The sequence below is a fragment of the Streptomyces sp. NPDC047917 genome (assembly GCF_043204345.1).
Taxonomy (GTDB): Bacteria; Actinomycetota; Actinomycetes; order Streptomycetales; family Streptomycetaceae; genus Streptomyces; species Streptomyces sanglieri.
Genome location: NZ_JBIDCA010000023.1, coordinates 1 through 13,131, shown reverse-complemented (window position 1 = coordinate 13,131; position 13,131 = coordinate 1). Strand labels below are relative to the sequence as shown.

The 13,131-nt window shown below is 72.1% G+C and carries 9 protein-coding genes; 4 read left to right on the top strand and 5 right to left on the bottom strand.

Features of this window, described 5'->3' with window-relative positions; all coding sequences use genetic code 11:
- Together glyA and ACGF8B_RS39680 are read left to right on the top strand one after the other, a co-directional pair.
- The gene (glyA, locus tag ACGF8B_RS39685) at nucleotides 1-1,260 is read left to right on the top strand and encodes a serine hydroxymethyltransferase (protein WP_392747518.1); all 1,260 of its coding nucleotides are present in this window, start codon (nucleotides 1-3) and stop codon (nucleotides 1,258-1,260) included.
- 159 nt (nucleotides 1,261-1,419) lie between these two features.
- Nucleotides 1,420-2,802 (top strand): L-serine ammonia-lyase, encoded by a 1,383-nt coding sequence (locus ACGF8B_RS39680; protein WP_392747516.1) that lies wholly within the window; start codon nucleotides 1,420-1,422, stop codon nucleotides 2,800-2,802.
- A gap of 71 nt (nucleotides 2,803-2,873) precedes the next feature.
- On the opposite strand, the gene ACGF8B_RS39675 is transcribed toward ACGF8B_RS39680, so the two are convergent.
- Nucleotides 2,874-3,896, bottom strand: coding sequence for a hypothetical protein (locus ACGF8B_RS39675; protein ID WP_392747515.1), 1,023 nt, complete (start codon nucleotides 3,894-3,896; stop codon nucleotides 2,874-2,876).
- Nucleotides 3,897-4,069: 173 nt separating this feature from the next.
- On the opposite strand from ACGF8B_RS39675, the gene ACGF8B_RS39670 reads away from it, so the two are divergent.
- A complete protein-coding gene (locus tag ACGF8B_RS39670; protein ID WP_392747513.1) occupies nucleotides 4,070-5,947 on the top strand; it encodes a caspase family protein in 1,878 nt (625 codons plus the stop codon).
- Here ACGF8B_RS39670 and ACGF8B_RS39665 read toward each other — a convergent pair.
- The 4 genes from ACGF8B_RS39665 to ACGF8B_RS39650 all read right to left on the bottom strand — a co-directional run bounded on the left by ACGF8B_RS39665 (nucleotide 5,928) and on the right by ACGF8B_RS39650 (nucleotide 11,730).
- Nucleotides 5,928-8,765 carry a CHAT domain-containing protein gene (locus tag ACGF8B_RS39665; protein ID WP_392747512.1) on the bottom strand — a complete coding sequence of 946 codons (2,838 nt, stop codon included), beginning with the start codon at nucleotides 8,763-8,765 and terminating at the stop codon, nucleotides 5,928-5,930. The two genes, ACGF8B_RS39670 and ACGF8B_RS39665, sit on opposite strands and share 20 nt — an antisense overlap.
- Before the next feature lie 2 nt (nucleotides 8,766-8,767).
- Nucleotides 8,768-9,448, bottom strand: coding sequence for an RES family NAD+ phosphorylase (locus tag ACGF8B_RS39660; protein ID WP_392747510.1), 681 nt, complete (start codon nucleotides 9,446-9,448; stop codon nucleotides 8,768-8,770).
- Between the two features lie 3 nt (nucleotides 9,449-9,451).
- A complete protein-coding gene (locus ACGF8B_RS39655; protein ID WP_392747508.1) occupies nucleotides 9,452-10,117 on the bottom strand; it encodes a hypothetical protein in 666 nt (221 codons plus the stop codon).
- A 332-nt stretch (nucleotides 10,118-10,449) separates the two neighbouring features.
- Nucleotides 10,450-11,730, bottom strand: coding sequence for a cytochrome P450 (locus ACGF8B_RS39650; protein WP_342284127.1), 1,281 nt, complete (start codon nucleotides 11,728-11,730; stop codon nucleotides 10,450-10,452).
- A gap of 336 nt (nucleotides 11,731-12,066) precedes the next feature.
- Between ACGF8B_RS39650 and ACGF8B_RS39645 the strand changes: the two genes are divergently transcribed.
- On the top strand, nucleotides 12,067-12,831 hold the full coding sequence (locus ACGF8B_RS39645; RefSeq protein WP_392747507.1) for a hypothetical protein: 765 nt from the start codon (nucleotides 12,067-12,069) through the stop codon (nucleotides 12,829-12,831).
- Nucleotides 12,832-13,131: the final 300 nt, after the last annotated feature.

Genomic DNA, 13,131 nt, shown 5'->3' with positions numbered 1-13,131 from the left:
ATGTCGCTTCTCAACTCATCCCTCCACGAGCTGGACCCCGACGTCGCCGCCGCCGTCGACGCCGAGCTCCACCGTCAGCAGTCCACCCTCGAAATGATCGCCTCGGAGAACTTCGCTCCGGTCGCGGTCATGGAGGCCCAGGGCTCCGTCCTGACCAACAAGTACGCCGAGGGCTACCCCGGCCGCCGCTACTACGGCGGCTGCGAGCACGTCGACGTGGTCGAGCAGATCGCCATCGACCGCATCAAGGCGCTCTTCGGCGCCGAGGCCGCGAACGTCCAGCCGCACTCCGGTGCGCAGGCCAACGCCGCCGCGATGTTCGCGCTGCTCAAGCCGGGCGACACGATCATGGGCCTGAACCTGGCCCACGGCGGTCACCTGACCCACGGCATGAAGATCAACTTCTCCGGCAAGCTCTACAACGTGGTCCCGTACCACGTCGACGAGACCGGCGTCGTGGACATGGCCGAGGTCGAGCGCCTCGCCAAGGAGTCCAAGCCGAAGCTGATCGTCGCCGGCTGGTCCGCGTACCCCCGTCAGCTGGACTTCGCCGCCTTCCGCCGCATCGCGGACGAGGTCGGCGCGTACCTGATGGTCGACATGGCGCACTTCGCCGGTCTGGTGGCCGCGGGGCTGCACCCCAACCCGGTGCCGCACGCCCACGTCGTCACGACCACCACGCACAAGACCCTCGGCGGTCCGCGCGGCGGTGTGATCCTCTCCACCCAGGAACTCGCCAAGAAGATCAACTCGGCGGTCTTCCCGGGCCAGCAGGGCGGTCCGCTGGAGCACGTGATCGCGGCCAAGGCGGTCTCGTTCAAGGTCGCGGCGACCGAGGAGTTCAAGGAGCGCCAGCAGCGCACCCTGGACGGCGCCCGCATCCTCGCCGAGCGCCTGGTACAGCCGGACGTCACCGAGGTCGGCGTCTCCGTCCTCTCCGGCGGTACGGACGTGCACCTGGTCCTCGTCGACCTGCGCAACTCGGAGCTGGACGGCCAGCAGGCCGAGGACCGGCTGCACGAGCTGGGCATCACGGTCAACCGGAACGCCATCCCGAACGACCCCCGGCCCCCGATGGTCACCTCGGGCCTGCGGATCGGTACGCCCGCCCTGGCGACCCGCGGCTTCCAGGCCGAGGACTTCACCGAGGTCGCGGAGATCATCGCCGCCGCCCTCAAGCCGTCGTACGACGCGGACGCCCTGAAGGCCCGCGTCGTCGCGCTGGCCGGGAAGTTCCCGCTGTACCCCGGCCTGAAGTAGTCCGGACAAGTTCTGGTAACACGTTGGGGCGGGGCACCGCGCACACTGAACTGTGAGCGCGGTGCCCCGTCCCATGCCCCCGCCCTCCGGGCCGCCCGGCCCATACCGCACCGCACCACCCGGCAGACAGCGACGTCTACCAACCCCTGAGGAGTCACCGTGGCCATCTCGGTCTTCGACCTGTTCTCGATCGGCATCGGCCCGTCCAGCTCCCATACGGTCGGCCCGATGCGCGCCGCCCGGATGTTCGCGCGCCGGCTGAAGAACGAGGGGCTGATCGCCCACACCGTCTCGATACGCGCCGAGCTGTACGGCTCGCTCGGTGCGACCGGTCACGGCCACGGCACCCCCAAGGCCGTACTGCTCGGCCTGGAGGGCGAGTCGCCGCGCACCGTCGACGTGGAGTCCGCCGACGACCGGGTGGAGCAGATCCGCTCCACCGGCCGGATCAACCTGCTCGGCATGCACGAGATCGACTTCGACGCCGACGAGCAGCTGATCCTGCACCGCCGCAAGGCCCTGCCGTACCACGCGAACGGCATGACCATCCTCGCCTTCGGCCACGAGGGCGAGGTGCTCCTGGAGAAGACCTACTACTCGGTCGGCGGCGGCTTCGTCGTCGACGAGGACGCGGTGGGCGAGGACCGGATCGTGCTCGACGACACCGTGCTCAAGCACCCCTTCCGCACCGGCGACGAGCTGCTGCGGCTCGCCCACGACACCGGGCTGTCCATCTCCTCGCTGATGCTGGAGAACGAGAAGGCCTGGCGCACCGAGGACGAGATCCGCTCGGGGCTGCTGGACATCTGGCGCGTCATGCAGGCCTGTGTCTCGCGCGGCATGTCCCGCGAGGGCATCCTGCCCGGCGGCCTCAAGGTCCGCCGCCGCGCCGCGAACACCGCCCGCCAGCTGAGGGCCGAGGGCGACCCGCAGACCCACGCGATGGAGTGGATCACCCTCTACGCGATGGCGGTCAACGAGGAGAACGCGGCGGGCGGCCGGGTCGTCACCGCCCCCACCAACGGCGCCGCGGGCATCATCCCGGCGGTCCTGCACTACTACATGAACTTCGCGGCCGGCGGCGCCACCGAGGCGGAGAAGGAGGACGGCGTCGTCCGCTTCCTCCTCGCGGCCGGTGCCATCGGCATGCTCTTCAAGGAGAACGCCTCCATCTCCGGCGCCGAGGTCGGCTGCCAGGGCGAGGTCGGCTCCGCCTGTTCCATGGCCGCCGGCGCCCTCGCCGAGGTCCTCGGCGGCACCCCCGAGCAGGTCGAGAACGCCGCCGAGATCGGCATGGAACACAACCTGGGCCTCACCTGCGACCCGGTCGGCGGTCTGGTCCAGATCCCGTGCATCGAGCGCAACGGCATGGCCGCGGTCAAGGCCGTCACGGCGGCGAAGATGGCGCTGCGCGGCGACGGCAGCCACAAGGTCTCCCTCGACAAGGTCATCAAGACCATGAAGGAGACCGGCGCGGACATGAGCGTGAAGTACAAGGAGACGGCGCGGGGCGGGCTCGCGGTGAACATCATCGAGTGCTGAGGGAGCGGGCCCGGCCCGGCCCGGCCGGCGGGTTCCGCCGAGGGAGCGGGCCCGGCCCGGCCGGCGGGTTCTCAGGGCAGCTGCCGGCCCCGCAGGGTCACCCCGTACCTCGTGCGCAGGCGGTCGATCTCCCACCAGGCCACGGCCGAGACCGAGGCCGGCCCGCCTATCACGGCGCAGAGCTGGACGAGCGGCGGGCCCGGCGGCATCCCGCTCATGAGCAGGTTGACGACCGCCAGCTCCCACACCAGCACCCCGGTCAGCAGGGCCGGAAGCGTGGCGTGCACCTCGGAGGTGCCGAACACGGTGCGGATCATCGTCCGCGACGCGAACAACACGAAGAACAGCATCCACACCACCGGGGCGGCCAGGGCGAGCGAGACGAACGGGGTGAAGATGTATGCCTCCATGTTCTGGCCGATGAGGAAGACGGCCATGGCCAGCAGCGGCACCGACGTGAGCGCGCCGAAGTACATCAGGGCCGAGCGCACCGCCGGGCGCAGGCGTGCGCGCATGCCCGGCCGCGCGGCCTCGGGTGCGATCCGGAACAGGACCAGGATCACCAGCGGCGCGCTGAGCAGCAGCAGCCACGGGGTGAAGGCGAGCCGGAGCGCGTACTGCTCCTGGACCTCCGCGAAGTCCGCCTCGGTGCCGTAGACGAGGAGGATCAGGAACGACGTGGCCAGCGCGGCCCAGGCCCTGATCTGCTGCACGCGCACCACCTGCGGGTCCACGATGCGGCGGTGCGCGTGCGGGGGGAACCTCAGGTGCGCCTGCCTGCGGGCCGTGCGGGCCAGCGGGTAGGCCAGGCCGAGCATGAGCAGGGGCCAGAAGCAGCACACCAGCAGGGCCCACACGCACCCGTGGATGGGCAGCGCCCGCAACACCTCCATCAGCGGGGGCCAGTCGCCGTCGCGGAACTGCTGCCACACCGAGCGGTGCGGGACGTACGGGCGGTGGGGCGGCGGGCCCTGGGGCGGATACGGCCCGGGGTAGGGATACGGCCCCGGTTGCGGGGGCACGCCCGGTGGTGGCGGTGGCTGCCCGTTCGGCCGCCACGACGGGTCGTACGGATTGTGTCCCCCGAAAGTCACGCCGTTCTTCCTTCCTGAACCGGGCGGCGGGTGTGCCGCGGATCCGATCTTGGTGAATCTCCGTCAGCAGTCAACCCTCCGTACGAGGGCCGCGCATCGAGTGGTGCGTGTCCGCCCGGCAATCGCCCCGGATTCGCCCTGCCACCGGCCCGGCCGGCTGGCAGGATCACCGCATGGGAACCGTGTACGCGCTCCTGGTGGGCATCGACGACTATCCGGACAAGCCGCTGGGCGGTTGCGTCAACGACGTGGCGGAGGCGGAGAGTTGGCTCCGTCAGCACGGCGGTCCCGATCTCCGGATCCTTCCGCTGCGCGACAGGGCGGCGACCAGGGCGGCGGTGGTCGAGGGCATCAGGGGGCACCTGGGGCGCGGCGGTCCGGGCGACACGGCGCTGTTGTGGTTCAGCGGGCACGGCAGCGAGGACGAGAGCGACGGTCCCCGTACGGCGACCGGGCGCAGTCAGGCGCTCGTGTGCGCCGACAGCCTGGACCCGGGCGGTCAGCCGATCCAGGACACCGAACTCGGGGCGCTGCTGGACGAGATCGCGGCGGGCGGCGCGCATGTGGTCGCCGTGCTCGACTGCTGCCACTCCGGCGGGATCACCCGTGATCCGCCGCCCGGTGCGCGCTCGCGCCGGGTGGCCTGGCAGCCGTGGTGGCGTACGGACCGCGACGGGGCTCCGCGCGGTGCGGGTGCGCAGGACGCCGAGCCGCTGCGGCATGTGCTGCTCGCCGCGTGCCGGGAGCAGGAGCTCGCGTACGAGGCGCTGGTGGACGGCGAGCAGCGCGGGTACTTCAGCCATTCACTGGTGCACGCGCTGCGGCGGCTCGGCCCGGCGGCCACGCTCGGGAAGGCGCACGCGCTCACCGAGGAGCGGGTGCGTGGCCGGTACGACGCGCAACATCCCGAACTGCGCGGTCCGGAGCATCTGCGCTTCCTGCACGGCGACGCGCTGTCCGTCCCCCCGTTCCTGCTCCGGCACACGGTCTCGGGGTGGGAGGTCAACTGCGGCCAGGTGCACGGACTGCGGGCCGTGGGAGCGGAGTTCACCCTGGTCGAGGAGACGGCCGGAGGAAGGTCCGACGGGCCGCGGGTGGTGGTCGTGCGGGAATTGCGCCCCGAGTCGGCACTGGTGGAGCCGGCCGGCTGGACGCCCGGGCGGGACGATCTCACCACGGTGCACGGGGTGAATCCGTCGGCCCCGGCGTTCCCTCCGGCCGCGGTGACGGTCGTCGGTGACCCGGCGGCCGTCGGGATGATGACGGCGGCCGTGGCCGGTGCGCCGATGCTGTCCACCGGCGGGCCGGGACTGGCGCTGCGGCTGGACGTCGGGGGCGGCCTGGCCCGGGTGACCGGGGGCGACGGGCATCCGGTCGGCCCGCTGCCGCTGCGTTCGTCCGACGATGCCGCCCGGGTGGTCGACTGCCTTTCCCACATCGCCCGTTGGCATCAGCTGAAGGACCTCGACAACCCCGACCCCTGGCTGTCGTCGCTGGTGCGGGTGACGGTCGAACCACTCGTCGGCGACCTGTGGCACACGGCGACGGGCGAGGTGGTCTGCGCGTACACGCGCAGCGGGCAGGAGCCGCAGGTGCGGGTCCGGGTCCACAACGACTCCCCGCGCATGCTGTGGTGCGTACTGCTGGATCTGGCGGACGACTACGCGTCCTCGCCCGCCCTGTTCGAGGGCGACTTCGTGGCGTCCGGGCACGCGGGGACGGCACGGCACGGCGAGCCGGTGTGGCTGCGGCTGCCGCCCGGCCGTTCCCTGGTCCGGGGTTCGTTCGCCCGGGACTGGCTGCGGCTGATCGTCGCGGAGAACGAGCTGAACGTGGCCCCGTTCCGGCTGCCGGCCTGGTCTTCGGACGCCCCTGGCGCGGAGCGCGGCGCCGTGGGCCGGCCGGACCGGGACGCGGGCTCCGTGCTGCGGCTCGCGCCGCCGACGGGCCCCCGGACCGCGGGGGGTCCGGCCGGGGACGTGGGCCGGTGGGGCACTGTCGTGGTGCCGGTGCGCACCGTATGCCCTGACCTCACCATCCGAGGTGCGTGAAACCCGCCCAGCCGGTCGGGTCGGTGGCGTCGATCAGCGGCACGCGGGCAACCATGTTCGCGGGCATTCCGGCCGGCGCCCCGCGCCCCTTGTCGAGCATCCACAACTGGGTGTCGCGCAGGGCCTGTCCGGGTGTCCGGCCGGCCCGGCACATGAAGTGGTGGGTCATGTACATCAGTACGGACGTGGCCGCGTCCGGCACCGGCCACAGCGAACCGAGCACCGAGCGCGCGCCCGCGACGAGGAACGCGGTGGACAGGCTGTACGCCTCGTCGTAGCCGTGCCCGGACACGTTGGTGCTGCAGGCCGCCAGGACGACGAGTTCCAGGTGGGGGTAGCGGGCGGTGCCCTCGGTCAGTTCCTCGGCGTTCAGGTTCCCGCCGGACAGCTTGAGGTACGCGCTGTTCCGCCGGCCCTGCCGCACCTCGCCGTGGCAGGCCAGGTGCAGCACGCCGCCGCGCTGCCGGCCAAGCCAGTCGGTCACGGCGGCGGGCGTGGCGGTGCCGGGGCCGAGGAGTTCGCCGTCCGGGTAGAAGGCACGGAAGATGGCCTCGGCCTCCTGTCCCGCGTGGAAGAGGTCGCGGGTCGGGTCGCCGACGACGAGGGCCTGCCGGGTGTCGGCGGCGGGCCGGGTGGCCACCTCGCACAGCAGGCGGGCGGAGGGTGCGTACGAGATCTCCGCCTCGTGACATGCGTACTGCCGGGTGCCGCGACGGTCGGGCAGGCGCGCGGCGTGCCAGGGCACGACGCCCAGTTCGGCCATCGGCACCAGCACCAGGGCCGGGTCCCCGGCCTGCCTTCGGCCCCGGGAGACTTCCTTGAGCAGCGGCTCCATCACCGCCTTGCCCGCCCAGTCGCACAGCCGCTCCAGCGCGATGCGGCCCTCGGTCCGGGTGGCCGGCTGCGGCCGGGTCGGGGCCTCGGGGGGTCCACCGGCGGTACGGCCCGGGGCTCCGACGGCCCGGTAGCCCGTCAGCTCGTCGGCGGTGACGGTGAGCCGGGGCAGTCCGAGTGCCCTGGCCGTGCCGTCGGCGGAGACGATCAGCGCCGTGCCGGGCACGCCGTCGCCGCCGGGCACCAGATAGACCAGCGCGGTGCGGCCCATGGCACGCAGCGCCCGGCCGATGTCCGTGAGGGTGGGGACGTCCAGCAGCCGCCGCCGGTGCGGGGACGCGGCGAGTGCCTGGAGGACTCGGCGCCGGAGCCGGCTGGAGGGGCCCGAGGCGGGGGGCGCGGCGGTGGGGGTGGTCCCGGGGGCCGGTTCGGGTGCGACGCCGCCCGCCGCCCGCCACTCGTCGGCCGGGCCGGACTGCCCGAGGGCGTCCAGCATGTCGGGCACGGTGGCGGCGACGGTCGCCGCGTGCAGGACGAGGCCGCGTCCGGCGTCCAGGGCCCGTACGGCGTCGTCGTGGGCGCCGTCGGTCAGGCACCAGCGGGCCACGCCGAGCGCCTGCTCGCCGGCCCGGCGGCCGGTCTCGGCGGCGTGCACCGTACCGGACTGGAGGAGGACGCTCCAGGTGGCGGCGCGCATCGCGTCGAGGCCGATGCGGCGGGACTCGGCGTGGTTGAGACGGGTGGCACGGGTGTTGAACAGCTGGTTGTCGCCGCGGAACCGGTAGCCCGAGGCCAGGGCCATCCCGATGGTGTTCCACAGCGGGTGCGCCGGGCCGCCGGCCAGGCGCAGGGTGTGTTTCAGCCAGGAGATGCCCTGGTCGAGGTGGCCGGGCCGGTCGGCGCGCGGGACCGACGCCATTCCGCCCAGCGCGCAGTGGGCGGAGCCGAGCGAGAGGGCGTTGCGGATCCAGCGGTCGTCGTCGGGTTCGAGGAGGTCCAGGGCGTCCCGGAGCAGCTGGGTCGCCTCGACGACCCCTCGGGCGTTGCCGGCGAACATGGCCCGGCTGACGCTGCTGATGCCCGCCTCGCCGAGCCGGTCGATCTGTCCCTCGCGCGGCAGCAGCGCGATCTGCCGCCGTACCTCGGCGATGTCGGGGGTGGCCATCATCGCGGAGTGGTCCGGGAAGACGCCTGCGGTGCCGCGGCCCCGCAGGATCTCCAGGTTGGCCCGGGCGATGTCGAGGTTGGCCTCCAGCCCGACCCGGTCCATGTGGTCGGGGGACAGCCGGGCGACGACCTCCTCCAACTCGCCGACCTGCTGGGCGAGCGCGTCCGCGTCCTCGCTCCGGACGGCCTGGTGCCCGCGGAACACGGCGAGCTGTCCGTCGAAGGCCAGGCGCGTTCCGGCGTCGAAGGCCGGCGAGTTCCGCAGCCGTGCCAGGTCCTCCACGGCCGAGTCGAAATCGTCCTCGCCGCCTCCGACCTGGGCGAGGTGGGCCCGGAGTCCGGCGTGGGTCGCGTCGAGCGCGTCCCGTTCCCGGCTGCCGGCCGGGAAGGCGTCGCGATTCTGCTCGATCTGGGCGATCGCCGCCTCCATCTCGGCGGGGGTCTCGATCCGTTGCAGTCCGGACATGCTGTTCGTGGCGGCGACCGTCGCCTTCCAGCGGCCCTCCGGTCCGTGGGCCTCGGCCTCCCGCAGGAGTTCGTCCACCTCGTCCGGGCTTCCGACCGACTGGTGCCAGCGCAGCGTCGGGAGGACGACGAGGATCTGTCCGGCGCGCATGCCGGACATCAAGGTCCCGCGTTCCAGGGCCTGCCAGTCGGTGTACAGCCGCGCCCACGCCTCGCCGGCCGTGTCGCAGCCGAGCCGGTCGAGTACGAGATCGGCGGCGCGGGTGAGGTCCTGGGCGTCGGTCCTGGCGGCCAGGAGCGACTGCTGGATCTCGTAGGTGAGGGCCTGGAGGTCGTACGGCTTCCCCGGCATGTCTAGCGCATCCATTCCTGCTGTCGTGGCGCGGCCTGTGTGCGGTACGGGGCGAGGACACCGTTCAGCCATCGCTCGCCCTCGTCGGTCCCGAAGTCGATCCGGGGGGCTCCGGTGGGTTCGAGCGGTGGTGTCGCGCACCGGTCCTCGAACAGGACGGCCACCCGGTCCGCGGGTTCGCGTTTGGAGGGCCAGACGAAGCCCTGCGCCCAGGGCGCGGTCCGGCGGCGGATCCAGTGGCCCCAGTCGCGGGTCTGCGGGTAGTCCGCGCCCTCGGCGTGCACGAGCCACGAGTCCTGGGCGACCGCCGCCAGGTCCCTGCCGGACATCAGCGGCACCACGTCCACATCGGTGGCCAGGCGCAGGAAGGACAGGCTGCGGCGCTCGAACGCGGCTCGCGGGAGCAGACGCGTACCGCCGTCACCGCCGCCGTCGAAGGGGAGCGAACGCAGCAGCACCTCGCACACGGCGGCGCCGACGCCGAACCCGACGTACAGGTAGCCGTACTTCTCGTACGGGGTGCTGTCGAAGCGTCCGCCGTAGTAGAAGGCGTGCGCGGGCTCGGGGTTGAAGGCGACCGGGTCGCGGTGGCTGCTGTGGACGCGGTGGACGAGGGTGCCGGCGGGCAGGGTGACGCGGCCGGGTTCGCCGGGCAGTTCCTCGGGGGGCGGATACTTGGGCACGGTCTACCAATCCCCGTCCGTGACGGTCAGCGCGCGGGCGGCGCCCAGGAGTTCGGGGTCGCGCCCCTGACCGAGAAGGCTGCTCGGCGGGGCGCCGGTCCACGCGTTCGCGGAGAGCCACCAGTCGGCGGCGCCCCAGGGGTCCCGGTCGGCGCGGAGCACGTCGGCCACCTCCAGGACGACCTCCCACGGCATGTCCCCGGCCTCGAACTGGAAGGCGGGCAGCTGCCGTTCCCCGTACTCACGGGTCAGGACGATCAGCCGGGGGTCGACGGGGCCCGTCCCGCGCGGGCTCGACGCCGGGGCCCGCAGCAGGCGTTCGCGCACCGGGCCCAGGAGCGGGCCGACCATCCGGTTGCCGTCGATCACGAGCATGCAGAGGTCCATGACGTCGTAGCCCTCGTGGACGACGGACGGGGACGAGCCCGCGAACCGTTTCGTGGCGCCGTCGCCGCGCAGCCGGTCCGCCTCGTTTTCCGGGAGCGCGTCCAGCATGGTGCGCACCGCGCGGTCCGCCGCGTCCCGGCCGGTTCCCGGCTCGCGGGTCCGAAGGCCGGTACGCATCTCGGCCAGCGGCGCGCGCAGCGCCCGGTGCGCGTCGGGACCGAGCAGCGGCCCGAGCCGGGGCCAGTCGGCCGCGACGGCGGCGAGCATCATGAAGGGATTCACCCGCACTCACGCCCTTTCTGTTCACGGGGTCCGGTCCGTTCACGGGGTCCGGTCCGTTCACGGGGTCCGGTCCGTTCGCTGAACGCGACCTCCCGCAGTACCGAAGCAACGTCGAACGGTCCGGCGCGAGTCGGCACGGGCCCATGATCGTGCGCCGGTCACGGCATCACAAGGTGCGCCCGGCCGCCCGTCCACGCTAGCGGTAGGCGGGAGGCCCGTCGGGTCGGCGGTGGGGCGTCACCGGGTCGTCATCGGGTCGGCGCGACGGGCGGGGGTGCGCTTCCGGGGCGCGCCGCGTGCGCGGCGCATCCACCGGACGGGCGCCGGTCCGTTCAGCTCAGGTGCACCGGCAGCGATTCGATGCCGTAGACGATGGACAGCTTGCGAAAGGCCAGGTCCTGGGGCGGCACCGCGAGCCGCATCCCGGGGAACCGCCGGGCCAGGGCCGGGTAGGCGGTGCGCAGTTCCATCCGGGCCAGTTCGGCGCCGATGCAGCGGTGGATGCCGTGGCCGAAGGCGAGGTGGCTGCCCGCGGGGGTGCGGTGCGGGTCGAAGCGCCCGTCGTCGCCCACGTACCCGGCATCGCGGTTGGCGGCGCTCAGCGAGCAGAGCACCATGTCACCCTGCGGGATGACCACTCCGCCTATCTCTATGTCCCGGCGGGCGAACCGGGGGAAGGCGATCTGCACCGCCGAGAGGTAGCGCAGCACCTCCTCGACGAAGGGTGCGGTCATGGCGTCGTCATGCCGTATTCGGTCGAGCACGTCCCCGTTCTGCAGCAGCACCAGGGAGCCCAGGGCGATGGTGCTGGCGGTCGTCTCGAACCCGCCGGTGAGCACACCGTCGGCGAGGCCCGCGAGTTCCTCGTCGTCGACGTCGTCGCCGTGCTCCCGCACGATCATGCCGAGCAGGCCGTCGCCCGGCTTCTCGCGCTGCGCCTTGACGACGTCCCTGAAGTACGTCAGCGACTCCGACATCGCGCCGAAGGGCGCGGTCGTTCCGGCGAACAGGTCGAAGCGGTCCATGGCGAGCTGCTGGAAGTCGTCACGGTCCTCGTAGGGCACGCCGAGCAGTTCACAGATGGTGAGGGAGGGGATCGGCAGCGCGAACTCCTGCACCAGGTCGACCGGACCCCGGGCGGCCGCCATCGCGTCGAGGCGCTCTTCCACGATGGCGTCGATCCTGGGGCCCAGCCGCCGCAGCCGGCGCATGGTGAACTCCGGGGTCAGGATGCGGCGCAGCCTGGTGTGGACCGGCGGATCGTTGAAGCCGAGCCCGCCGGGGCTCTGCTCGGCGGCCACTCCGGCGTTCGTCGCGAGGTGGGCGAAGTCGGTGCTGAACCCGTCGGCCGAGCCGAGGACGGCCTTCGACTCCTCGTAGCCGCTGACCACCCAGGCGTCCATGCCGAACGGCAACGAAACCTTGTGCACCGGCCGCTTCGCCCGGGTCCTGGCCAGTTTGTCCACCGGGTCGAGGCCGTCTCTGCGCAGCATCATCAGCAGGTCGTCGGGCAGCAGCCTGACCGTGGATGAGCCGATCCCGTACTTCTGGATCCTGGACAGGTAGCTGCGCCCGATCCGGGCGGTGATACGGGAGCGGAACGTCGTAGTCAATCTGCACTCCAGGAGTCGTCGCGCGGTCCGCACACACGGTGCGGACGTGAAACAGCTGTGCAGCAGGCGCGGAAGTGGATAGTGGCCGGCGGCGACACGGCTTGTGCCAAACGGCATTCTGTCTCAGAGCGTGAGGAAGCGGCGCCCCGGCGGCATCGGATCCGGCCCGTGACGCCCGGTCGATCGGTGACGGCCTCCCCCGATGCCCTGCGGTCTTCCGCGCGAACCGCAATTTTATGCTGAAGGGCATGGACGGCCTGCACGGCGGGTTCACCGGCAGCCGTCCGGACGATGTTTTCCTCAAAGGGGCCGAAAACGAAGGGGGCCGGACCCGAAGTGGCAGATGACCTTCCGCTCCTCGTGCTCGAACGGCTGCGTGCCATCGACTGGAACGACGACTCGGCGGCCTACGAGCACGCGAATTCGCGCGCTCTGCTGATGCGTGAATATCTGCGCCGTGCGGCCGGCTGGGCCCGGGCGTACCGCGCCGAGGAGTCATGGCCGTTCTTCGACATCGCGGAGCATGTCACCCCCGGGGTCCGGACGCCGTCCGATGTCGCCACCGAACTGGAAGCGGTACTCACGGGCCTGGCTCCGTCCTCGCTCAAAAAGACGTGCCGGGGCGCCGTCCGGTGGGCCGTGCTGCGGGGCGCCGGAGGCGAGTTGCCCCGAGATCTTCCGGATGACCCCTATGAGCCGCTTCTGCTCATGTACGAGCGGGGTGGTGGTTACTTCGTCGAGGAGTTCATCGACCTCGATGGCGCGATGCTGCGGCTCGGGACGGTGGAGAGCAACCTCTCGGCCCGCCCGTTCCGCACACTTGCCCCCGCGACCCTGGACGCCCTGGACGCCGAGGGCGAGATCACATACTTCGCGAGGACCGGTGAAGGGCATCCGGGGGCGGGCGGCCCGCGCGGCATCGTCAGGCGCCGGGTCGACGACGGCCGGACGTACGACGAGGCGTTCACCCACGACCTCCGCTGGGAGCCGACCGATCACCTCCGGTTGTGCGAACCCGGCCACGACGAGTCCGGCCGTGCCGGGATCACCGAAATCGAAGCCGCCGCATTCATCGAGCTGGCGGTCGTGGGCACGGCATGAAGGACGGCCCGAGGTCATCGGGGTCCCGTCGCGCCGGAGGGCTTCCGTCTCCGCGCTCCGGTCGAGCGCTCCGCCTCCGGGCCTCGTCACCCGTACTGTGATTCGGTGGCTGTGTCACAGACTGTCCACAGCCTGGTGGTCTTCGATTGCCTTCGGTGTCGGGGAGTTGATAGGCATGATCCGTGCATTTGTTCGTTCGGCTCGGCAGGGGGATTGAATGAAGTTCGACATGGGGGCGCAGGTTCTGACGAGTCTGTCGTCGAAGTCGCGTGGGTCGAGTGATGATCTGGGGACGTTGAT

Excerpts from the sequence above, each read along its gene's own strand:
- ACGF8B_RS39670 (WP_392747513.1), top strand. The coding sequence starts at position 4,070 with ATGGGAACCGTGTACGCGCTCCTGGTGGGCATCGACGACTATCCGGAC.
- ACGF8B_RS39665 (WP_392747512.1), bottom strand. The coding sequence starts at position 8,765 with ATGCCGGGGAAGCCGTACGACCTCCAGGCCCTCACCTACGAGATCCAG.
- glyA (WP_392747518.1), top strand. The coding sequence starts at position 1 with ATGTCGCTTCTCAACTCATCCCTCCACGAGCTGGACCCCGACGTCGCC.